Genomic DNA, 23,258 nt, shown 5'->3' on the forward strand with positions numbered 1-23,258 from the left:
TAACCAAGGATAGCAAAAAAGTCATATCAAAGAACAGGATCAAAATTTCGATTACACAGGAGAATGATTATTGGGGAGTTCCATGCGTTGGTGTGCGAAATAAAAGCATTACAGTGAAGTACGGAAGTTGCACGAACTTAAATTGAAAAATATAAACATGAAAAAAATAGTCCTCATTCAATTAATTCTATGTTTTGGCTTGCTGGTGAACGCGCAGATTTTTCAATTTCGAGGTCCGAACCGAGATGGCAAATTTACCGATACTGAGCTTTTGAAAGAATGGCCCGAAGCAGGCCCTGATTTGCTGCTGGAATTTGAAGGAATAGGAAAAGGATTCTCTTCGGCTGTTTCTGATGGGGAATACATTTATGTTTCGGGTATGATTGATACGCTGGACTACCTGACCTGTATCGATTTTGGAGGCAATCAGAAATGGCAGGTAGCCTATGGTGAATCCTGGAAAAAATCATTTCCAGACACGAGAAGTACGCCAACCCTTGAAGGCGATCGTATCTATGCAATTAGTGGGATTGGCGAGCTGGTTTGTTTGAATGCTGAAACCGGAGAGATTAACTGGAAAGTAAATGTCGATCGCGATTATCATTCTGAATGGCACATTTGGGGCGTTTCTGAATCTCCCTTGATTGTTGACGATAAAGTGATTTGTACGCCGGCAGGAAATGAAACTTCTGTTGTTGCTTTAGATAAAATAACAGGCGAAGAGGTCTGGAAAACGGAAAGTGTTGGCGGACAAAGGGCTTATGCGTCGGCAACGACTTACAATTACAACGGGCAACAGTATGTATTAGCAGTTACCGCTACTCACCTCATCATGTTAGATCCGTCAACTGGCGAAGTGAAAACAACTTACAAATACTATGAGCACGATAAGTGGTCAGATCAACCAGGCCTGATTTGGACGAATGTTCCCCTTTCTAAAAACAATGAGATATTCTTGTCGATGGGCTACGATTATCCGGCTAAAATGCTGAGGGTGAAAGCAGATGCATCGGCTTTGGAGGAAGTATATACCGATACCATTTTTGATAATCACCACCATGGAATGATCGAACTGGATGGTTTTATCTATGGATCAAACTGGGAAAATAACCGAAAGGGAAACTGGCTATGTAAAAATTGGGATACCGGAGAACTTACTTACGATACGACCTGGCACACCAAAGGCGCATTGATTTATGCCGATGGTTTGCTGTACATTTATGAAGAACAAGGTGGAAATGTGGCACTGGTAAAACCGGATCCTGCAGGTTTTGATGTTATCAGTTCGTTCAGGATTGAGAAAGGAGCCGGTCCGCATTGGGCCCATCCTTTCATCAACGATGGCAAGCTTTTTCTGCGTCATGGCAATGTATTGATGGTTTATAATATAAAAGCTGAAGTGTGAAGCGAATATTGATAAATTCTTTGGTTGGTTTGGTGGCGATAGTTGGATTAACGGCCTTTGTTTTTTGGTTGTCAAAAGATCCGACAGACGATCTTCAGGTAAGCATGCCTGGTGCTGATAACCGACAAGCCGGAAGTTTGATCAAAGAGATTATCCGCATCGGAGAAAATTTTAACTTTTTTGGACACGATGCCCCGGAAATGGATGGCACCTGGCCTCGGTTTCGGGGAGAAAATTTTGATAATATCGTTTCTGAAAAGCAAAACCTGAAAGAGTCGTGGACACCCGAAGAACCGGAGGTGTTATGGACATTAGAGCTGGGCGAAGGGCATGCCGGCCCTGCAATTTACAAAGGGGAAGTCTATTTGCTCGACTATGATGAAGAAGCACGCGAAGATGCGCTGCGCTGCTTTTCATTGGCTGATGGGCAGGAAATTTGGCGGCGCTCTTACGGTGTGCATGTGAAACGAAATCATGGAATGTCCCGGACAGTTCCAACGGTCACTGAAGATTATGTGATCACAATCGGTCCACGTTGTCATGTGATGTGTGTTGAGCGTGAATCGGGCGATTTTGTTTGGGGTTTGGATATCGTGAAAGAATATGGAACGGAAATCCCACAGTGGTACACCGCACAATGTCCGTTGGTTGATGGAGATCAGGTTATTTTGGCTCCCGGCGGAAGTACCATTATGATGGCTGTTGATATTCATTCGGGTGAAAAATTATGGGAATGTCCAAATACCATGAAGTGGAAGATGTCGCATTCATCCATCGTTCCAATGAATTTTAATGGCAGAAAAATGTATGTGTATAGCGCTGATGGAGGCGTTTGCGGAATCGCTGCCGACGGTGAGGATGAAGGAACTGTTTTATGGCAGTCCAATGCCTGGAATCATTCCGTGGTAGCTCCTTCGCCGGTTGTTTTCGAAGATGGACGTATTTTTTTGACAGCAGGATATGGAGCTGGTGGCATGATGATTCGTATTGTTCCTCGGGGAGACCAATTCGAAGTAGAAGTTTTAGCTGAATACAAAGCCAAAGAGGGGCTAGCGAGTGAACAACAAACACCGATCGTTTGGCAGGGTCATCTGTTTGGAATTTTGCCCAAAGATGGTGGAGCTAATCGTAATCAGCTGGTTTGTGTTAGCCCCGATGATGTGCAGACAATGGTGTGGACTTCCGGAAAGGAAGCTCGGTTTGGATTAGGACCATACATTATTGCTGACGAGAAAATGTACATTCTGGATGATGATGGCACACTGACGATGATTAAACCGGATACATCACGATATATTCAATTGGCACAAAAAAAGATTTTGGATGGACACGATGCCTGGGGACCCCTGGCAATTGCAGATGGTCGACTCTTGATGCGTGATGCAAAAACGATGGTTTGCCTGGATATTAGTAAATAGAAACTTTTTTAACGAGGAGTAGCTTAAGAACATTATCAATAATTCCTTTGTATTCTAATTCTCCTGAAGCAGATGAAGAAAGGGCTAGTCGAAAATTTGATAGGCAAGTAAAGTTAAAGAATCATCGATATTCTGAAAAACAGATGAAGGAGATTAGAGATATTTTTTTTCAGTGGGAACCAGTAGTTGACAGGTTTAATAAGATTATCGGGTATGCTGAATTAAAATTAGACTGGAATGAGATAGTAGTTTACTATCATCTAAATGGTGATGGCAGAAGACGATATAATACGGGTGAAACTTTTAGGCTAAACTCAAATAAGATTTATGAATCGATAAACTATGATTTCAAAGAAAGGATAGCGCATTTTAATAATAATTCGCTAGTTGAGGTAATGTATGTCTGTTTAGAAAAAATAGAAAAGAAGTGTAGAGCATGGAAAGTCCATGTAGATACCTCTGATGAAAGGGAGCGAATAAAGTATTTCAATTTCTATAGTTACATAAAAAACAACAAATGAAACACCGAAAACTCATAAATACCATCCTGATTGTTATGGCAATTGGGATTGTAATTATTGTAGCTCGTGATTTTGTAGTCAATCGGAGTGGAAAGAATATTGAGAACCCGTATGCTTTTGATGTCAGTGAATACGCTAAGGTAGACTCTTCTGAAATAATTTACCAGGAAGAGAAGGTGTTGCAATTAAAGGTTGATGAACCGAAAGGAATTGATTTTTATAATGAAGCTATTTATGTGATAGCAGACAGCAGCTTACTGAAATTGAATCAGCAAGGGCAATTGCTTCAGGAGATTCAGCTGGGCGATGAACCAACTGCAATTGATGCTGGACCGCAAGTTTGGCTGGCTTTTAAAAATCAAATAGTTTGTATCGACGAGAATGGTAAGGAATTACAACGTTGGCCTGATTTCGGACCTCGCTCGGTCGTTACTTCTCTGGCTGTTTCACCCGAATATGTTTATGTCGCCGACGCCGGAAATCGCTTGGTGTATCAATTTTCCCGTGATGGGAAACTGATTCGTGAAATCGGAGCTAAAGATGAGCAAAAAGCTGTCCCGGGCTTCATTATTCCCAGTCCGTATTTCGATGTCGATTTAAATGAAGAAGGTTATCTCTGGGCAGTTGATCCCGGGCGCCATAGCTTGGAAAATTTCAATGCCGATGGTTCGTTACGAACATCCTGGACGATTTCATCAGTAAAAACGGAAGGGTTTAGCGGGTGTTGCAACCCGGCTCACATGGCTATCATGTCCGAAGATAAATTCGTAACCAGCGAGAAAGGAATTGTGAGGGTAAAAATTTACGATCAACATGGAGAATATTTGGGAGTAGTAGCTACAGCAAATCAGTTTAACGAGGTTTCCCATGCTCCTGATGTTTGTGTGTCTGATGACGGGAAAGTGATTTTGTTGGACTTTGACAGGAAGCAAGTACGTCTGTTTAACCCAAAAGAAAGCGATTAATGGATCGAAAAGAGTTTATAGAAAAAAGCTTGCGGCTAGGCGTTTTAACCGGGATTATTGGAGGCTCGGTCTTTTTAATCAAGCGCAATAAGATTGATTTTACTTGTTCGGTTGATGGCGTCTGCAAATCATGCTCGTTATTCACTGGCTGTGACTTGGATAAAGCGAAACAAAGCAGAAACGATGAGCGAAAAAAAGATAGTAAACAAACCAACAGGCGCGAATTTATTCAAAAAGGGATGCGACTGACTCTGGGCGCATCATTGGCCGGTGTGGCTGGTTTTGCTGCGTTAAAAGTCAGTGCCGATGATTATGTGTGGCAGCTCGATCCGTTTAAATGCGTGTACTGCGGTCGATGTGCTGACTACTGTGTGGTGACACCTTCGGCAGTGAAATGTGTTCATGCTTTCGATTTGTGTGGTTACTGCGACTTGTGTGGTGGCTATCTCAAACCGGATGCCAATGCCCGGTCTACAGCAGCAGAAAACCAGCTTTGTCCAACGGCAGCTATCAAGCGTAAATTTGTGGAAGATCCTTATTTTGAATATGAGATTGATGAAGAATTATGCATTGGATGTGCTAAATGTGTGGAAGGTTGTACATCGTTTGGAAATGGTTCGCTGCATTTGCAAGTGCGTCATGATTTATGCGTGAATTGCAATGAATGTTCCATTGCCCGGGTGTGCCCGGCTGATGCTTTTGAGCGCGTGCCAGCCAGCCAACCATACAAAATAAAGGGTGACTTCACGAACAAGGATGATAACAACAAGCCAGCTTAAACTGACAAAACGAATGAACCGAATCGCTAAAATATTTTTTTCAATTTCTGCTTTAATACTGAGCATTCCGGTCTGGGCGCAACAGCGTTTTCCAAAACCGGAATTTGAAACCGGCTATGTACAGCCATCCACAACACAAGCAGCTCCGAGAGCTTTATTTTTGGAATATTTGGATGTGTTTGTTTTAATCGCAGCGTTGGTGATTGCCACCTGGTTTGTAGTTAAAAAACGTTCGCGTAGGGGGGTGATGTGGACCTCTGTTTTTGCCTTACTTTATTTTGGTTTTTTTCGAGAAGGATGCATTTGCGCCATTGGAGCGATTCAAAATGTCACACTCGCCATTTTTGATCCTACGTATGTTTTGCCATTTACAGCATTGGCCTTTTTTGTCATTCCGTTGGTTGTAACGCTTTTTTACGGAAGGACTTTCTGTGCTGCTGTCTGTCCGTTGGGGGCTATTCAGGATTTAGTTGCTTTTCGACCGATTGAAATTCCCAAATGGCTACAAAAAATATTAGGGATGATTCCCTACTTATATCTGGGCTTAGCTATTTTATACGCCGCAACCCGGTCTGAGTTTTTAATCTGCCGATATGATCCGTTTGTTGGTATCTTTCGCTTCGATGCTGAATTTCAGATGTTACTGCTTGGCGGACTATTTTTACTTGTCGGAATTTTTGTCGCCCGTCCTTATTGCCGCTTTTTCTGTCCTTACGGCGTGCTGCTTGGATGGATGTCAACGTTCTCCAAAAAGCACATGAGCATAACCCCGTCCAACTGTATTCAGTGTAAGTTGTGTGCCAACTCATGTCCTTATGGAGTCATTGAAAAACCGGAGGAAGAACAAGGAAACCGGCGATCAAATGTACAACGCCTAATGACTTACTTGTTTTTTATTCCACTGTGGATCGGAATTGGAGGTTTGGCCGGATCAATGTTGCACGGACCGTTATCCAAATTCAACTCGAAAGTTTATTTGGCAGAACAGCTAGTGGAAAACCCGGAATTGAAGAACGATCCCGACTATATTGATGCCCGCGCTTTTGTGCAATCCGGTGAATCAATGGACGAACTTGTAAAAGAAGCCAGGGAAATTAGAAGTCAATTTTACTGGGGAGGCTGGATTTTGGGAGGATTTATGGGCTTGGTTGTTGGACTGACCCTTTTAAAACTGGCATCGCATAGAAACCGTCATGACTATGAACCCGATAAAACCAATTGTTTAAGCTGTGGACGATGTATGGATTATTGCCCGGTGAAGAACTAAATCGATAGAAAATAAAATGAATTGGACGATTAACGATAAAATGAACTTGGCGAAAGGTATTACCTGGATTGCCGCTCTTTTTAGTTTGGTGGTTAGTGTGATGCTAATTGCCAACTACCTGCAATTAGAAAGCGTAGATCCATTGGAAAGCCCGGCTTTGCAAACCTTGGTTGAACAGCTGCATGATCATCCGAATGACGAAGTGCTGAAGGAAAATATCCGGGCGCTGGATCTGCTGATTCGGAAGGCGTATTTCACCAGTCAGTGGCAAATTCGGACTGGTGCCTACCTGCTAATATTTAGTGTGCTTGTGTTTGTGTTGGCAATCCGTTATCAAAAATCGCTTCGCTCAGGGCTGGAAGAATTGGAAAGCATTGAAAAAGACGCTTTTCTGGACAAACAGTTAGCACGAAAGTGGTTGGTTTATTCAGGCTTGGGACTCTTTGTTTTTGCTCTGTTGGCGGGCTTCTTGTCAAATGATTTGTTAGACTCGTATGAACCGAAAGGTGACTTAGCGGATAATCAGGCTACATCAAATGTTGAGGTTATCGATGTTCAACCAGTGCCACTTACCGAGCAAGTTGAAACAGCAACAAAAGAAAAACAAGTTGAAGCATTTCCTGAAGATGAGGATGTTAATAGTCAGGTTGTTAGTGGATCTCAACAAGATAATCCCCAACCTGAATTAGCGAAAAAGGAAGAACCGAAAGCACAGGTAGCTCAAACGCCTGCAAAATTGTCCATTCCGACTGAAGAAGAATTCCGGAATAACTATCCATTTTTTCGGGGACCGGATGGCGATGGAATCACTTATAAAACAAATGTGCCAGACAAATTTGATGCTACGACAGGAGAGAATGTGCTTTGGAAAGTTCAGGTTCCTAAGCATGGCTACAATTCTCCTATTGTTTGGGGGAACAAGTTATTTGTTTCAGGGGCTGATAAAGAAGCCCGCGAGGTGTATTGCTACGATACAAAAACAGGTGAATTATTGTGGCAAGCTAAGGCCGACCAAATTTCAGGATCACCGGCAAAAATGCCGAATGTAACGGAAGATACCGGATTGGCTGCACCGACAATGGCAACCAATGGAAATGCTGTTTTTGCCATTTTCGGAACCGGTGATTTAATTGCGCTCGATTTTGAAGGTAAGCGGTTGTGGTCCAAAAATCTGGGTGTCCCCGATAACCACTACGGTCATTCGTCATCGCTTATCATCTATAGGGACAAGCTCATTGTTCAGTATGACACCAATCGTGGATCTAAAGTGATGGCGCTAAACACGGCTGATGGCTCTGCTCAATGGGAAACAGTTCGAGATGTGCGAATTTCCTGGGCATCGCCGGTGTTGGCTGATGTTGATGGGAAAGCACAGCTAATTTTAAATGCTGAACCATTGGTTGCAGGTTACGATCCGGAAACCGGAAAAGAATTATGGACAGTGGAATGCATGATGGGTGAAGTTGGTCCATCGGTTGGCTATTCAGACGGAATGGTTTATGCGGCCAATGAATATGCGACCTTAGCGGCCATTAAAGTGGGTGGTCAGGCTGAAATCGTTTGGGAAGACAGCGAGTATCTGCCGGAAGTTGCCAGTCCGTTAGCGGTTGATGGCTTTTTAATTATTGCCACAAGCTATGGAGTAGTGGCTTGTTACAATGCCAAAGATGGTACCAAATACTGGGAGCAGGAGTATGGCGATGGCATTTACGCTTCGCCTGTTTATGCTGATGGGAACGTCTACCTGATGGACATGGGAGGCAATTTACACGTTTTCAAATTAGGAAAAGAGTTTCAGTTAGTTGCAGAATCTTCTTTAGGCGAGCGGTCGGTTTGTTCGCCGGTTTTTGCCCAGGAGAAAATGTTTTTACGCGGATTTGATCATTTGTATTGCATCGGAAATTAATGAAATGACAGAGGAAATTAAAGATATCATCACGCAGGTTGACCAGATTGTTCAGCAGAAAGGAAAGACGAAAGGCTCGTTGATTCCAATTTTGCAGACCATTCAGGACCAATACAACTACCTGCCGGAAGAAGCCTTGCGACATGTTTGCGAGACCACTGAGATTACCCCTGAAAATATCACAGGTGTTGCCAGTTTTTATTCGCAGTTTCGCATGCAGCCGGCCGGACAGCATATGGTGAAAGTTTGTGTGGGAACGGCTTGCCATGTAAAAGGAGCGATGCAGGTATATGATGCTTTTAAGCGGCATTTTAACTTGAAAGGCAATGAAGAGACGGATGCAGAAGGAAAATATACGCTCGAAAAAGTTTCTTGTCTCGGGTGTTGCACGTTGGCTCCCGTTGTGCAGGTCGATGATATTACTTATGGGCACGTGACAACCGACAAAGTAGCTTCAGTTCTTCACGATTTTGAAAGTCAGGTTGGGAAAGTTGGAAAGAAAGGCAAGTATAGAAATGCCGATGGAAGTGAGTTTCAAGGGGAGATTCGAATTGGGCTGGGATCCTGTTGTGTGGCTAGTGGAAGCGAAGAAGTTAAGAAGGAAATTGAGCAGACGATTGAAAATACGGGAATAAACCTGCAACTGAAAAACGTGGGCTGTGTGGGCATGTGTCACCAGGTGCCACTGGTTGAGGTGATTGATGAAAACAAACAAAGCAAGTTATATGCTAGAGTGAAACCCAATGAAATTACTGATATTGTCAATACCCATTTCAAATCGAAAAGTCTGATCGGACGAGTTAAAAACAAGGCTTTTAGCTTTCTGGAAAAAGTACAAACCGATGAAGTTTGGGAAGGTGTTGATCGTTATGCGATTGACGTACGCGATGAAATGGTGTCCAGCTTTTTAGATCGGCAGTTACCAATTGCAACTGAACATCGCGGAGTAATTAATCCGCTGGATATGGATGAATATCGAAGTTTTGGTGGATTCGAGGCGTTAAAAACAGCCTTGAAAATGGATCGGCAGGAGGTCATTCAAACAGTAAAAGAAAGTGGCTTGCGTGGTCGGGGTGGAGCAGGCTTTTTAACCGGGTTGAAATGGGAGTTGGTGGAGAAGGAACACGGCGAAAAGAAATACCTTATTTGCAATGGCGATGAAGGAGACCCCGGAGCTTTTATGGATCGGATGCTGTTGGAATCGTACCCATACCGGGTGATTGAAGGCATGTTGATTGCAGCCCGGGCAGTGCAGGCCACCGATGGTTATTTCTATATTCGGGCGGAGTATCCGCTTGCAGTTACAAGAATCAGGCAAGCCCTGATTAATTGCCGGGAGCAAAATCTACTGGGTGAAAATATTTTAGGCTCCACCTTCAATTTTGATATTCAAATCTATGAGGGAGCCGGAGCTTTTGTGTGCGGAGAGGAAACCGCTTTGATGGCTTCCATTGAGGGGAATCGTGGTTTTCCGACCATTCGACCGCCATTTCCCGCACAAAAAGGTTTGTGGGGGCAGCCAACCCTGATCAACAATACCGAAACATTCGCGCAGGTTTCCTATATTATCCGAAACGGAAAGGAGCATTTTGCAGGCATTGGAACTGATACCTCCAAGGGAACCAAAGTATTTTCACTGGCCGGAAAGGTAAATCGTGGCGGACTGATTGAAGTGCCAATGGGAATTACCATTCGTCAGATTGTCGAAGAAATTGGAGGAGGCGTACAAAACGGGAAGAAATTCAAAGCGGTGCAAGTAGGAGGTCCCTCCGGAGGTTGTATTCCGGCATCATTATACGATACACCAATTGATTATCAATCGTTGATTGAAGTGGGAGCTATGATGGGATCCGGTGGTTTGGTGGTACTGGATGAAGATGACTGCATGGTGGATATAGCCCGTTATTTTCTTTCGTTTACGCAAGAAGAATCCTGTGGAAAGTGCACTTTTTGCCGGGTTGGAACAAAACGCATGTTGGATATTCTAAATAAGATTACCACCGGGAAAGGAACCAAAAAAGATTTGGAGGAACTGAGGTATCTGGCTGATTGGACCAAAAAAGGAAGTTTGTGTAACCTGGGAAAATCGGCACCAAATCCGATTATTACCACTTTACGCTATTTTTCTGATGAATATGAAGCTCACATTGAGGGGCGATGTCCGTCAGGGAAATGTACAGAAATGATTAGCTATTCTATCAACGACGAATGTATTGGCTGTACGAAATGCGCACAAAAATGCCCGGTTGAGGCCATCAAATTTGAGCCCCACAAAAAGCACTCGGTGAATATGGAATTGTGTATTAAATGTGATGCTTGCCGGCAAGTATGCCCGGTTGATGCAGTAGATGTGAGGTAGGCCGCATGACGAAAAAAGGTTAGGACAATGATCAAACTAAAAATAAATAACCAAGCCATAGAAGTTTCGGAAGGTACTACGCTTTTAGAAGCTGCCCGGAAACTGGAGATCGACATTCCAACGATGTGTCATCTGGAGGGAACGGGGCATTTTACCTCATGTATGGTGTGTTTAGTGAAAGATGTACGCAATGGAAAGCTGATGGCTTCGTGCTCAATGCCGGCGATGAATGGAATGGAAATTATAACGGACGATGCAGAATGCAGTGAATCGCGAAAGGCCTCACTGGAATTGCTCTTGAGCGAGCACGTGGGCGATTGCGAGGCGCCCTGCCAGTTGGTATGTCCAGCACACATGAATATTCCGTTGATGAACCGCCTGATAGCCTCTGGCAATTATGCAAAAGCTATAGAAGTGGTGAAACGCGATATTGCATTGCCTGCTATTTTAGGTCGAATCTGTCCTGCTCCTTGTGAAGCGGGTTGCCGGAGAAAGCAAGTCGATGATCCGGTTTCGATTTGCCTGTTAAAAGGTTTTGCTGCTGATCAGGAATTGGAAAAAGGGATTGCTCCGCTGGTTCAACTGAAAGAAAAATCGGGTAAACAAGTGGCGATTATTGGTGCTGGACCTGCCGGATTAGCAGCGGCTTTTTACCTGAATAAAACAGGACACGAGGTGGTTCTTTTTGAGAAAAATGAAAAAGCTGGTGGTGAGCTATTGGAAATAGAGGAATCTGTTTTGCCAACCAAAGTCAGAGAAGCTGAAATCGGCGCTATTTTGAATTCTTCAATTCAGATTAAATATAATTCAGTAATTGATCAGGTACAATTTGAGAAATTGCAACAGGACTATGATGCGGTAATAATAGCTGCGGGAGGTTCAACTGGTCAATGGAAAGATTGTGGGCTATCTTTTTCTAAGGCAGGTGTTGAAATCGACAAAGCAACTTATCAAACGTCCATCGAAAACGTATTTGCCATTGGTAATGCACTGCGTACGTCTAAGTTAGCTGTTCGTTCGGTTGGGCAGGGCAAAGAACTGGCCTTTGTATTGGATAAGCTTTTCCAAACAGGGGAGCTAAAAGCTTATCCTAGCCGTTTTAATTCGAAGTTTGGAAAATTACAAGAGCCCGAGTTTGGTGAGTACCTGAAGGAATCAAACGATTCAAAACGTCTGGAGGCGAGCCGCGGGAAAGCAACTGGCTTTAATAAAGAAGAGGCTATCGCCGAGGCTAAACGTTGCCTGCATTGCGATTGTCGTAACCCGGAAAGCTGTAAATTACGGGAGTTGTCAGATCAATTTGGTGCGGTGCAAAGGCGCTTTCAATATACTAAACGTTTTCCTATTCAAAAAGAGTTTGCCCCCCAAAACATTATTTACGAAAGCTCCAAGTGCATTAAATGTGGTATTTGTGTGCGCATTACACAGCAACACCAGGAAACCTTTGGGTTCTCATTTATTGGCCGTGGTTTCGATGTCAAAGTAGGTGTTCCTTTTTCGGAATCGGTAGAAAAAGCGTTTGAAAAAAACGCTGCATTGGTAGCTGAAAAATGCCCGACAGGAGCACTTGCGAAAACTGATTCTGAAGAACAGCTCAATAATCTAACGGAGTCCTCCTGAACTTGCTTCTGGATCTTTGTCAATTAAGATAATGGTCTTTATAGCGTTTGTAAAAGATAAAAGTATGAAGTACAAAATCCTATTCTTTTTAATCATTCTGGCCAATACCTTGCTGGCTCAATCTCAATGGCCCATCTTTCGGGGCGATCAACAATTGACTGCGTCTGTGTCCGCTAAGCTTCCGGAGCAACTTCAGCTTTTAGCCTCTTTTCAAACCGATGATGATATTAAAGCATCTCCCGTTGTTGAGGATGGAATTGTTTATTGCGGCTCGACCGATGGTTTTTTCTATGCGTTCGATTTAAAAGGGGAGTTGAAATGGAAGTTTAATGCCGAGAATGCGATTGAAGCTCCTGCGATTTTATTGGATGGGAAAGCCATTTTTGGATCGTTGGATGGATGGCTCTTTTGCTTGAACCAGAGAGAAGGTAAGCTGGTGTGGAAATATAAAACCGACAATCAAATTATTGGTTCGGCCAATTGGCACACTGAGGGGGCCAGAACAGTGATTGCCGTGGGAAGTTATGATTATTATTTGCACGGTGTAGACCTTGAGAATGGACAAAACCTATGGAAATATGAGTCCGACAATTTTATCAACGGAGCTCCTGCGCTGTATCAGGAAAATGTTGTTTTTGGTGGTTGTGATGGTTTTTTGCATCTGGTGAATCTTCAAACCGGACAGGCAACCCGCAAAATTGAATTGTCGACGTATGTGGCTTCATCGCCTGCTATTATTGGAAAAGAAGCATATATTGGCGATTATGACGGGCGTTTTTTTGCAGTGGAGTTAGACGAAGGAAAATTTCTATGGATTTATGACGATCCTGATAAGAATTTACCTTTTGTGTCGTCACCGGCAGTTGCAGGAGATTATATTGTTATTGGAAATGAAGACCGGAATCTTTACTGTTTTAATCGAAAAGATGGTAAATTAGTTTGGTCGAAACGCTTATCAAACCGGGTCAACTCATCATCCATAATTATTGGAAATAGAGTAATCACCGCAACGATGGATGGGATGCTTTATATAAATGCATTGAAAACCGGAGAGGAACTATGGAGTTACGAAATTGGCAGCCAGATGGTGAGTTCTCCGGCCTACTACGAGGGTAAGATAATTATTGGCGCTAATGACGGTCGATTGTATATATTGGGAGAATCGAATTGACGAACGACGGATTTATAAAATGATCAATTTATGAAAATTGCACACATCATACCCGGTTCGGGCGGTAGTTTTTACTGCGGTAACTGCCTGCGCGATAGTAAGTACATGAAGGCTTTGCAGGATTTAGGTCAAGAGGTAATTAAGGTTCCTTTATACTTGCCGTTGTTTGAAGATGCGCATGACTTAAACGACATCCCTGTTTTTTACGGGGCTGTGGATATTTATTTGAAACAGCGCTTCCCAATTTTTCGCCATATGCCAACATTTGTCGATAAAATGTTGAATTCAAAATCGGTTCTTCATCTTGCTGCTCAAAATGCCGGATCGACCCGTGCAAAGGGCTTGGAAGAAATGACTGTCTCCATGCTTTTAGGAGAAGAAGGCTTGCAGAAAGAAGAACTGGAACGCTTGGTGGAGTGGTTACGCGATGACGCCAAGCCCGACGTGGTGCACCTTTCGAATGCACTGCTTTTGGGGCTTGCCCGACGCATTAAGCAGGAAATGAACATTCCCGTAGTTTGTTCATTGCAGGACGAAGATGTATGGGTAGATGTGATGAGCGATAAGCATCGTGAAGAGGTTTGGCAATTGATGGAAGAACGCGGTAGGGAAGTAGATGCCTTTGTCGCTGTCAGTCATTTTTACGCGAAAGAGATGTTGACGCGAATGCATATTCGCCGCGATCAGCTTTTCATCAATCATATTGGTGTCGATGCAGCCGATTATCCGGTAAAACCAGTTGAGCAAAAGGAGCCGGTTATCGGGTTTATTTCGCGCATGTGCGAAGAAAATGGTTTGGGCATATTGGTTGATGCTTTCATTTATTTAAAAGAAGATGAAGTTTACCAGTCGGTGAAACTTAAAATTACCGGTGGAAGAACCAACGACGATACTCATTTCATTAAAGAGCAAAAGAAAAGAATTGCGAAGGCCGGATTAGAAGATGATGTATTTTGGGTCGAAGAATTTGAAAATCCTTCCCGTCAGAAATTTTTTGATACCGTGGCATTATTGACAGTTCCCGTGTTGAACGGAGAAGCTTTTGGTTTGTATCAGTTGGAAGCACTAGCGTCAGGAATTCCTTTAGTTCAGCCTAAACTGGGGGCTTTTCCTGAGGTGGCTGAGATTTCCGGTGGCGGATTGACTTATCATCCGAACAGCGCTAAAAAATTAGCCAAGGCGTGGAAAAGCATCATCCTCGACCAACAAGAACTAACCAAACTGAGCCAAAAAGGCTTAGAAGGAGTGAAAGCCCACTTTGATATTCATAAACAGTCGGAAAGGTTGGTGGAGATCTATAAGAAGGTAGTAAAATGATCTTCGGTTATGCCGTTGTTGAATAATTTTGCAAGGCAGGCAATTATTGATAAAAGTGAAACAACAATTATTCGATTCTTAATGGCCTAAAGGCGGGTTCCATTTATTTTTGCTGATTCAAGAATGTGAAGAAATGGATTTTCAAACCGACACAGCAATCTTTGCCCAAATAAGTCAAGGTGATCAAAAAGCATTGGAATTATTGTATAAAAGATACTATCATCCGCTTTGTAACTTCGCTTTTTCCTTTCTAAAAAGTGTAGACTATACGGAAGAAGTTGTTTCTGATGTGTTTTTGGCTATTTGGTTAAAACGAGATACTCTATCGATCAAGTCAAGTATTAAATCATACTTATTTACGGCAGTCAAAAACCAGTCGGTCAATTTTCTGAAGGCTCAAAAAATACGGTTTGAGGAAATTGAATCGTTCGAGTCCAGCGATTATTCCAATGAACATGCTGATGCGTGTTTAACTTATGCCGAAACCTTGCGGCAGGTTGAAATGATCATTGATAAACTGCCTCCACAACGCCGAACCATTTTTATACTCAACCGGATGGAAGGGATGAAATATAAAGAAATTGCCGATTTGTTGGCCATTTCGGTTCACACCGTTCAAAAGCAAATGACCGAAGCTGTGAAGCAGGTTACACAATATGCTTCAGCCAGTTGTGTGGTGCTGTTTACCTTCTTCAAGCAACGTAAATAATCCGATTGTTTTTAATTAACATTTAGTTGATGATCTGTTAAAGTGTTCTAATGGTAGATTGAATGGCGGATTCTTGTCTTAGGATTGTAATGCATAAGAAAATGGACAAGAATAAATTCTTTGAAGTTGCCATTAAAGTATTGGCAGCCGAAGCAAATCAAACAGAGCTTAAACAGCTGGCTTCCTTTTTAAAAGATGAACGATACAAACAATTGTTTAACCAGTTGGAAAAAGAATGGAACAAAAACTATCGTTATTCCGAAAACAAGTTCGACTACCAAAGCGGCTTACAAAAGCTAAGAAGTAAAATTGAGCAGCAAAAACAAACGATCGATGAGCAAAGGTTCGACTTGTTTCTGCTCAATGTGCGAATTGTTCAGGTGGCTGCCGTCGTTGTATTTACACTATTAATTATATCGCTTGTCGCTGTTTTTGACACATCAGAGTCGCAAATCAGTCGTTTTGCTGAGACTATCCAAACCAACAATCAAACCGATAATACCCGCTTAATTCTGCCCGGAAACCGTGAGATTGAAATTGACACCAAAGAGTCGGAAATCAATTACCTCAAAAGCAAAGTAAAAGTGGTGGTTGATGACGAAAAGGAGATCGATCGGCATGCGGATGGAAATAGGACTGCATACAGTACAATCATTGTTCCTTTCGGCCGGCGGAGTAAAGTAGTGCTTGCCGACGGAAGTATTGTTTGGTTAAACTCTGGCTCCAAGTTGATTTATCCTGCCAATTTCACTCGAAAGAAACGGGAAGTTTTTCTCGAAGGTGAAGCGATGTTTGACGTGAGCCACCACGACGATTTACCTTTTGTAGTGGTTACCCGCGATATTGAGGTGGAAGTTTTAGGAACAGTATTCAACGTGTGTGCTTATACCGATGATGCATGCACCAGTACTGTTTTAGAACAGGGAAGTGTCGAAATAAATTATGCAGCAGCCAATCTTTTTAAGCAAGGAAAACTTCGCATTACTCCCGGCACCCGGGTTCAGTACAACCCCAATAATAAAGAAATTACACAGCAGCAAGTCGATACTAAATACTACACAAGTTGGAAAAATGGAATGCTGATTTATAAAAACGGGCACTTGCCGGAAATTGTGAAGCAACTTACAAGATATTACAATCGTGAAATTAGCATTTCCGATGAATCCTTGTCCGACAGAAGCTTTACCGGAAAACTCGATTTGAAGGATGATGTAGCTGATGTGCTGGCTACCATTGCGTTTGTTTCCTCGTTAAAAGTCAACCAAACCGATAATCATTTCTATATAAAACAGTAATGCCTATGGTATAAAACCAAAACCGAAAAAAACCGGGATATGTCTGGATCACATTTCCCGGCAATTGTCAAATTCTAACAAACTCTAATTCAGTTTTTAAAAATTAACATTCAAATGTATGGAAAATAATTATGAAACTGGCTTGTTTTCGAGCCTTAAAAAACTATTGCTAATAATGAAACTAGTAATTGTTTTGATTTTTTCTACGATTCTCACGGTTAATGCGAGCAGTTATGCCCAGCTTACCAAACTTTCGGTCAACCTTGAAGAAAAAGGGATGAAAGAAATATTGGATGAAATTGAAAGCCAAAGTGAGTACATCTTTTTTTACGAAGACACTAAAATTGATTTAAACAGCAAAGTAACGATCCAGTTAGCAGATAAAACAATCTACGAAATTCTGGATCAGATATTCGATGGTACCAATTATATCTACCAGGTGAACGATCGCCAGGTGATGATTGGAACCAAAGGCCGAGAAAACCAAAATACCCAAGCTCCTGATCCGGAAAAAACGATAACCAAACAACCCGTTAAAAAGACCATTACCGGGAAAGTTGTGGACGAGCAAGGTGCGCCCCTGCCTGGAGTTTCAATCATTGTAAAAGGAACCAGCATGGGCGTTACAACTGATGTTGATGGGACTTACTCGCTGAGTGTTCCAATGAACGCTGATGTATTGGTCTTCTCATTTGTTGGGATGGTTTCGCAGGAAGTTGAACTTGGTAATAGTCAACAAATCAATGTGACTTTAAAAGAAAAAACTTTTGGGTTGAACGAAGTTGTTGCAATTGGCTACGGAAACCTGCAAAAGCAGGATGTAACAGGAGCTGTAAGTTCGGTAAAAAGTGTAAACTTCAACAAAGGAGTCGCCAATTCGCCCGGGCAGCTGCTTCAGGGGAAAGTTTCGGGGGTGAATATAACCTCTTCAAGCGGTGCGCCAGGCAGCGGACAGCGAATCATCATTCGGGGACAGGGAACCATTCGCCAAGGATCAGGCCCATTATTTGTGATTGATGGTTTTCCTGTCGGAATGGCTGGCACTGGTTCCAGCTCGAGCCCTTTAAATTTTATCAACCCTGAAGATATTGAAAGCATTGATGTGCTGAAAGATGCTTCGGCGACAGCAATCTACGGTTCCAGGGGGGCAAACGGTGTCATCATTATCACCACCAAGAAAGGAAAATCAGGAACTTCGCGGGTGGCTGTTACTTCGAATGTTGGGATTTCAAATATGGCTAAAAAATTGCCATTGTTCAGTGCTGACGAATTTCGCGGAAAAGTGGAAGAAATTGGAGGTGTGCTCGAAGATCGGGGCGGAAATACTGATTGGCAGGATGAATTAACCCGCACAGCCATTACCCAGGATTACAACCTAGTCATGTCGGGTGGCACCGATAACCTGACTTATCGCGCATCATTGGGCTATTTAGACCAGCAAGGAATTGTGATTAACACTGGAATTAAGCGATACAGCGGCCGGGTAAACGCCACGCAAAAACTTCTGGACGGACGGTTGAATATTGATTTTAACCTGAACTCAACGATCGAAACGGGTGAGAATGCGCAAATGGGAACAGTGGTGTCCAACATGCTTAGTTTTAACCCAACTTATCCGGCGTACGATGAGGATGGTGAGCCAACAAAATACCCCGACTTAATCAATCCGCTTCTGCAGGCCGAGCTGTTTAAAGATTTTGATGAAACGCGTAATATGATTGTTAACATTGCTCCTTCATTAGAAATTATCGACGGGCTGGTATACAAGTTGAATTTCGGATACGAAAACCGTTCAAGCGAGACGGATGCACAGGAAATGCCAAGTATCGATCCTTATGTTGAAGGGCGGTTGGAGCAAACTTTTTTCAATGGAAAAAATACGCTCCTTGAAAATTACCTGACTTATGAAATGGATATGAACGATCATAACCTGACGTTACTGGCAGGACATTCGTACCAAAAAACAAAAGAGAAGTCAAGAAGCTGGAACATCGTTGAATTTGAAGCCAATGGCATTGAGCCACGCTACAATCCGGGATTGGGTCAACGTTTAGATCTGGCTGAGAACCGGCCATCGGGTTGGGCGGAAATAAATGAATTACAGTCATTTTTCGGACGGGCTACTTACAATTATAAAGGTTGCTACATGCTCACGGCAACCGTACGGATGGACGGCTCGTCTAAGTTTGGTGGAAACAACAAATATGGAACATTCCCATCGTTTGCTGCTGGCTGGCGAATTTCAGAAGAGCCATTCATGGAATCGCTTCCTTTCGATAATCTGAAACTTCGTGCCGGTTGGGGACAAACCGGAAATCAGGAAATTCCGGCAAAAATTACCAAAGAATCATTTCAGTCGTCCAACAGTGGCGATTACAGTTATCCTTTAAGCAAAACTGGTTCTTACCCGGTAGGAACAGTTTACACACGGTTGGCCAATCCGGATATTCAATGGGAAGTTTCTAGGCAAACCAATGTCGGTGTTGATTTCGGATTGTTCAATGGGGCACTTTCCGGAACTGTGGATTATTTTCATAAGGTGTCGACCAATATTTTGGTAGAGGTGCCTTCTTTTGATCCGGTTTCTCCCGCTCCAACTTACTGGACCAATGTGGATGATATGAAAATCACGAATGAAGGGTTGGAAATTGCCTTGGATTATCAGCATCAAAACCTGAAGGGTTTTTCATACGCTGTTGGTGCAAACGCTACGTTAATCGACAATGTCGTAGAAGATTCGCCATTTACTGTACTAACCACCGGAGCAGCTTCAGGATCGGGACAAACCGGGGCTACAATTAACGGGATGATTAATGGTTATCCAGTCGGCTCGTTCTACATGAAAAAGTTTACCGGAATTGGAGAAGATGGACTTTCAACTTACGAAGATCCAGCAGTTCCTGATGGCGACGATCGCTATGTTGTGGGTAGCGCTTTGCCCGATGTGTTGTACAACTTCTATGTAAAAATGAGTTATAAACGGTTGGATTTAAGCTTGAATTTTAACGGCGTGACAGGAAATAAAATATACAACCACACCGCCATGAACAAATTTTACAAAGGGCAGTTGGCCACTTCAAACAATGTGGTTCCAAAAGCAATAGAATATCCAGAGGAAGCAATTACCAATGCGGCACTTGTTTCAACCCGCTACCTTGAAGACGGCTCATTCCTGCGGTTAAACAATATGACGCTGGGTTATAATTTTAATACGAAGGCGATGGGAATCGAAAATTGGATTAAGGAGTTACGCGTAACAGTTACAGGGCAGAATTTATTTGTTATAACAGATTATAGAGGATTTGATCCTGAAGTCAATCAAGATAAATCTCAGGGAGGAATACAATCTTTTGGAATTGATGATAACGGCTATCCAAAAGCCAGAACATTTGTAGCTGGAATAAACGTCAAGTTTTAATTGCAGGTAACAATATTAGAACGTTCCCTTGAATGAAAGAACAAATTCCATCGCACAATCTAAAACAAATAATTTTAACAAGATGAAACATCAAATAAAAAATACAATCAAATTGGCAGCCGTATCATTAGCGCTGCTGTTTAGCTCAAGCTGTACCAATTTGGAAGAGCAAGTATTGGACGAATCGCTCAATGGAAGTGTTTCGGAAGATGAATTGGTAACAAGCACTGTCGCACCGGTTTATTCAAACCTATCCACGCTGTTTTTGCATACGCATTTGTTTTGCCTTCAGGAAATTACAACAGATGAAGGAATTTTACCCGCTCGTGGTGGAAAAGACTGGTACGATGGTGGCGTTTTTATTCAGCTACATACGCACGAGTATCTGCCGACAAATAATAAAATCAAAGATACCTGGAACGATTTGACTCAGATGCTTTCTCGAGCTGCCAGCGCCATTGTGGCATTGGAACCGTTGGCTGAAACTGATAATGTTGCCAAAACATATTTGGCCGAAGTACGCGGAATGCGCGCGTACTATAACATGCTGATGCTTGATTTATGGGGAATAGCTTTTCAGAAAGATGAGCCGGATGAGTTGTCGACCATTTTGCGGGGAAATGAGGCGGTGGAATATATTCGCACCGAACTGGTAGATTTGGTTGGCGATTTAAGGACCGATGTTGGCCCGGGCCGTTTGACTCAGGGCGGAGCATATGCACTGCTTGCTCGCCTACATATGAATGCTGCCGTTTGGCGCGATCCGCATGCAATAAATTTCGATTTTCAGGATGCTGATATGGATAAGGTAATTGAGTACACAACTAAAGTGATCGACGACTACGATTATTCATTATCTCCTGAGTTTTTCGCATGTTTCAATAATGATAATCATACAAATAAAGAGCTCATCCTGTCAATCGATCAACGCCCAGACCTGAGTAGTTCGCACAACCGGATGTGTTACTGGTCAATGTCGGGTAGCTTTTATGGTAACCCGCTGTATCCTGATGGAGATGGAACTGATGGTGGTGCTATTACTCAGGAGTTTTATGATAGTTGGGTTGAGGCCTACGGCGATATTGATCCGGCAGAGGCCGATTGCCGCTTTTTTTGGGAACGCCTGATTGTGCCTGAAGACTCAACAATTGCTGCAGAAGATTTCAAACTTAACCGGGGTATTTATCGCGGATTGCAAATTGGGCTGCAGAATGCCGGACACAAACAACCATTTTTTGTTGACGACGAAGGTGAATATTACCTGGGACCAGTGAAAGATGTGCGAAGAGCGGCCGAAGATGCTTACGTTGATTATCTTTTAGAAATTGATTTTACTGCGGAAGGCAGTGATTACAATAGAGGTTATCGCGTTGAGAAATATGAATGGAGCTCGGTGTCGACCAATGGAACCAATAAGGGCGAGCACGATTTGGTTATTGTACGCCTGGCTGACATGTACTTGCTACGGGCCGAAGCCAAACTGCACAAAAATGATGCTGATGGTGCATTGGCCGATGTAAACTTTGTAAGAGCATCACGAACTTCAAGGCCCGAAGTTACGCCGCCGGCTCTCGAAGAACTTGACCTGGATCTTCTTTTCCGCGAACGTGGATTTGAATTTTACTGGGAACATCAACGGAGAACCGACATGATCCGTTTCGGAAAATATGAAGATCCTTTGATCGAGAAAACCAATAGCGACGTAACCAAGCGTCTGTTTCCAATACCACAAACAGCGATTGATGGAACATCGGTGGTTGAAGGCTACCTAGTTCAAAATGAAGGCTATTAACCTACTTGAGTTCAGCTCGGAGGGGAAGTAATTCTCCTCCCTTTTTTTCGGGATATTTCAGCGGAGAGAATGAAATATTCATTCATACTTGAAAAAGAAAAATTTAAAAAGATGAAAATTAAATTGTGGGCTTTTTCGTTTCTGGTTCTCACATTTGCTTGTACTGATGGAGCCAAAAATAAAAGCCAAACTAAAAAGCCATTGAATATTATTTTGCTCATTGGCGATGGGATGGGACTTTCGCAGGTTTCATCAGCATACTATTTCAAAGAAGGAAAAGTAAACTTCAGTCGCTTTTCAAAAATTGGGTTAATCAATACGTCAGCTGCTGTGCAAAAGATTACCGATTCGGCTGCTAGTGCTACGGCTTATAGTTGTGGCGAGCGGACGTTTAAAAAAATGATTGGTATGTCGGTTGATACGGTGGCGATGCAGAACATAACCGATACACTTTCGGCACTAAATTATCAAACGGGAGTTGTGGTTACATCAGCAGTTACCGATGCAACACCCGCTGCATTTTACGGGCACGTTCCCTCGCGCTATCAATATGAAGAGCTTGCGAGCCAATTAGCCGTTTCATCGATCGATTTTGTTTCGGGCGGAGGGCTGGAAAACTTTACCCAGCGTGAAGACGGAACCAATCAATTGGAAGTGATGAAAGAAAATGGTTTTGTTGTTGATACGGTTTCTTTAAACCGTTTTGACTGCGATCCGGAAAAGAAATATGCGTTTTTCCTGTCATACGAAAATATGCCTAAAATGCCAGAAGGGAGAGGCGACTATCTTCCGCAAGCCACACAAATGGCAATGGACTATCTAAGTAAAAGTAATGATGGTTTTTTCCTGATGGTTGAAGGTTCTCAAATTGACTGGGCTGGGCATCGGAATAACGCCGAACATTTGATTACGGAAGTCATTGATTTCGATAATACCGTTGGTAAAGCACTGGACTTTGCTGAAAAAGATGGGAATACGCTGGTAATTGTCACTGCTGATCATGAAACCAGCGGATTTGCTTTAGCTGGAGATCAGTACGAAGATATTCGGTTTGCAACAACGCAACATACTGCTGCGATGGTGCCTGTTTTTTCTTATGGACCAGGTTCCGAGATTCTTACCGGAACGTTTGAAAATCAGGAAATGCGATCTAAGATCCTTCAAGCGATAGTAGATCACAGGTAACAATATTGAAAAAGAATAAACCGTTAGCAAAGGCTGTTCGAAAAAGGGCAGCTTTTTTATTTCCTTAGCTCAAACGCATTGGTTTTAACACAACAATGTTTCGTGATCAAACCATATAAGTTACCTTTGCT

16 protein-coding genes are annotated in these 23,258 nt (G+C 42.8%); all 16 read left to right on the forward strand.

The features are described from left to right. Positions 1–157: 157 nt before the first annotated feature. The 16 genes from ACTB00_RS01065 to ACTB00_RS01140 all read left to right on the forward strand — a co-directional run bounded on the left by ACTB00_RS01065 (position 158) and on the right by ACTB00_RS01140 (position 23,127). The gene (locus ACTB00_RS01065) at positions 158–1,405 is read left to right on the forward strand and encodes an outer membrane protein assembly factor BamB family protein (protein ID WP_463298096.1); all 1,248 of its coding nucleotides are present in this window, start codon (positions 158–160) and stop codon (positions 1,403–1,405) included. Beyond that, the gene (locus ACTB00_RS01070; RefSeq protein ID WP_463298097.1) at positions 1,402–2,823 is read left to right on the forward strand and encodes an outer membrane protein assembly factor BamB family protein; all 1,422 of its coding nucleotides are present in this window, start codon (positions 1,402–1,404) and stop codon (positions 2,821–2,823) included. Before ACTB00_RS01065 ends, ACTB00_RS01070 begins: the two co-directional genes overlap by 4 nt. A gap of 143 nt (positions 2,824–2,966) precedes the next feature. Beyond that, entirely contained in the window at positions 2,967–3,344 is a 378-nt protein-coding gene (locus tag ACTB00_RS01075; RefSeq protein ID WP_463298098.1) for a hypothetical protein, read from the forward strand. Further along, positions 3,341–4,309: an NHL repeat-containing protein gene (locus ACTB00_RS01080; protein WP_463298099.1), complete on the forward strand. Its 969-nt coding sequence runs from the start codon at positions 3,341–3,343 to the stop codon at positions 4,307–4,309. Before ACTB00_RS01075 ends, ACTB00_RS01080 begins: the two co-directional genes overlap by 4 nt. Further along, positions 4,309–5,088, forward strand: coding sequence for a 4Fe-4S dicluster domain-containing protein (locus ACTB00_RS01085; protein ID WP_463298100.1), 780 nt, complete (start codon positions 4,309–4,311; stop codon positions 5,086–5,088). Before ACTB00_RS01080 ends, ACTB00_RS01085 begins: the two co-directional genes overlap by 1 nt. 13 nt (positions 5,089–5,101) lie before the next feature. Next, positions 5,102–6,355, forward strand: coding sequence for a 4Fe-4S binding protein (locus ACTB00_RS01090; RefSeq protein ID WP_463298101.1), 1,254 nt, complete (start codon positions 5,102–5,104; stop codon positions 6,353–6,355). Between the two features lie 16 nt (positions 6,356–6,371). Then, the gene (locus tag ACTB00_RS01095; RefSeq protein ID WP_463298102.1) at positions 6,372–8,261 is read left to right on the forward strand and encodes an outer membrane protein assembly factor BamB family protein; all 1,890 of its coding nucleotides are present in this window, start codon (positions 6,372–6,374) and stop codon (positions 8,259–8,261) included. A gap of 4 nt (positions 8,262–8,265) precedes the next feature. After that, positions 8,266–10,620 carry an NAD(P)H-dependent oxidoreductase subunit E gene (locus ACTB00_RS01100; protein ID WP_463298103.1) on the forward strand — a complete coding sequence of 785 codons (2,355 nt, stop codon included), beginning with the start codon at positions 8,266–8,268 and terminating at the stop codon, positions 10,618–10,620. Between the two features lie 27 nt (positions 10,621–10,647). Further along, positions 10,648–12,240, forward strand: a complete 1,593-nt coding sequence (locus ACTB00_RS01105) for an FAD-dependent oxidoreductase (RefSeq protein WP_463298104.1) — start codon at positions 10,648–10,650, stop codon at positions 12,238–12,240. 64 nt (positions 12,241–12,304) lie between these two features. Next, entirely contained in the window at positions 12,305–13,411 is a 1,107-nt protein-coding gene (locus tag ACTB00_RS01110) for an outer membrane protein assembly factor BamB family protein (RefSeq protein WP_463298105.1), read from the forward strand. 30 nt (positions 13,412–13,441) lie between these two features. Next, positions 13,442–14,728: a glycosyltransferase family 4 protein gene (locus ACTB00_RS01115; RefSeq protein ID WP_463298106.1), complete on the forward strand. Its 1,287-nt coding sequence runs from the start codon at positions 13,442–13,444 to the stop codon at positions 14,726–14,728. A gap of 133 nt (positions 14,729–14,861) precedes the next feature. Beyond that, a complete protein-coding gene (locus ACTB00_RS01120) occupies positions 14,862–15,437 on the forward strand; it encodes an RNA polymerase sigma-70 factor (RefSeq protein ID WP_463298107.1) in 576 nt (191 codons plus the stop codon). A gap of 101 nt (positions 15,438–15,538) precedes the next feature. Next, positions 15,539–16,732, forward strand: a complete 1,194-nt coding sequence (locus ACTB00_RS01125) for a FecR family protein (protein WP_463298108.1) — start codon at positions 15,539–15,541, stop codon at positions 16,730–16,732. Positions 16,733–16,907: 175 nt separating this feature from the next. Further along, on the forward strand, positions 16,908–20,150 hold the full coding sequence (locus ACTB00_RS01130) for a TonB-dependent receptor (RefSeq protein ID WP_463298109.1): 3,243 nt from the start codon (positions 16,908–16,910) through the stop codon (positions 20,148–20,150). An 82-nt stretch (positions 20,151–20,232) separates the two neighbouring features. Then, complete coding sequence (locus ACTB00_RS01135; protein WP_463298110.1) at positions 20,233–21,942, forward strand: RagB/SusD family nutrient uptake outer membrane protein; 1,710 nt, start codon at positions 20,233–20,235, stop codon at positions 21,940–21,942. A gap of 111 nt (positions 21,943–22,053) precedes the next feature. Then, positions 22,054–23,127: an alkaline phosphatase gene (locus ACTB00_RS01140; RefSeq protein WP_463298111.1), complete on the forward strand. Its 1,074-nt coding sequence runs from the start codon at positions 22,054–22,056 to the stop codon at positions 23,125–23,127. Positions 23,128–23,258 lie beyond the last annotated feature (131 nt).

Source organism: Sunxiuqinia sp. (genome assembly GCF_055140945.1).

Bases quoted from the DNA above. Each gene is read 5' to 3' on its own strand.
- ACTB00_RS01065 (WP_463298096.1), top strand. From the start codon at position 158: ATGAAAAAAATAGTCCTCATTCAATTAATTCTATGTTTTGGCTTGCTG.
- ACTB00_RS01075 (WP_463298098.1), top strand. From the start codon at position 2,967: ATGAAGGAGATTAGAGATATTTTTTTTCAGTGGGAACCAGTAGTTGAC.
- ACTB00_RS01080 (WP_463298099.1), top strand. From the start codon at position 3,341: ATGAAACACCGAAAACTCATAAATACCATCCTGATTGTTATGGCAATT.
- ACTB00_RS01085 (WP_463298100.1), top strand. From the start codon at position 4,309: ATGGATCGAAAAGAGTTTATAGAAAAAAGCTTGCGGCTAGGCGTTTTA.
- ACTB00_RS01090 (WP_463298101.1), top strand. From the start codon at position 5,102: ATGAACCGAATCGCTAAAATATTTTTTTCAATTTCTGCTTTAATACTG.
- ACTB00_RS01095 (WP_463298102.1), top strand. From the start codon at position 6,372: ATGAATTGGACGATTAACGATAAAATGAACTTGGCGAAAGGTATTACC.
- ACTB00_RS01100 (WP_463298103.1), top strand. From the start codon at position 8,266: ATGACAGAGGAAATTAAAGATATCATCACGCAGGTTGACCAGATTGTT.
- ACTB00_RS01105 (WP_463298104.1), top strand. From the start codon at position 10,648: ATGATCAAACTAAAAATAAATAACCAAGCCATAGAAGTTTCGGAAGGT.
- ACTB00_RS01110 (WP_463298105.1), top strand. From the start codon at position 12,305: ATGAAGTACAAAATCCTATTCTTTTTAATCATTCTGGCCAATACCTTG.
- ACTB00_RS01115 (WP_463298106.1), top strand. From the start codon at position 13,442: ATGAAAATTGCACACATCATACCCGGTTCGGGCGGTAGTTTTTACTGC.
- ACTB00_RS01120 (WP_463298107.1), top strand. From the start codon at position 14,862: ATGGATTTTCAAACCGACACAGCAATCTTTGCCCAAATAAGTCAAGGT.
- ACTB00_RS01125 (WP_463298108.1), top strand. From the start codon at position 15,539: ATGGACAAGAATAAATTCTTTGAAGTTGCCATTAAAGTATTGGCAGCC.
- ACTB00_RS01130 (WP_463298109.1), top strand. From the start codon at position 16,908: ATGAAACTAGTAATTGTTTTGATTTTTTCTACGATTCTCACGGTTAAT.
- ACTB00_RS01135 (WP_463298110.1), top strand. From the start codon at position 20,233: ATGAAACATCAAATAAAAAATACAATCAAATTGGCAGCCGTATCATTA.
- ACTB00_RS01140 (WP_463298111.1), top strand. From the start codon at position 22,054: ATGAAAATTAAATTGTGGGCTTTTTCGTTTCTGGTTCTCACATTTGCT.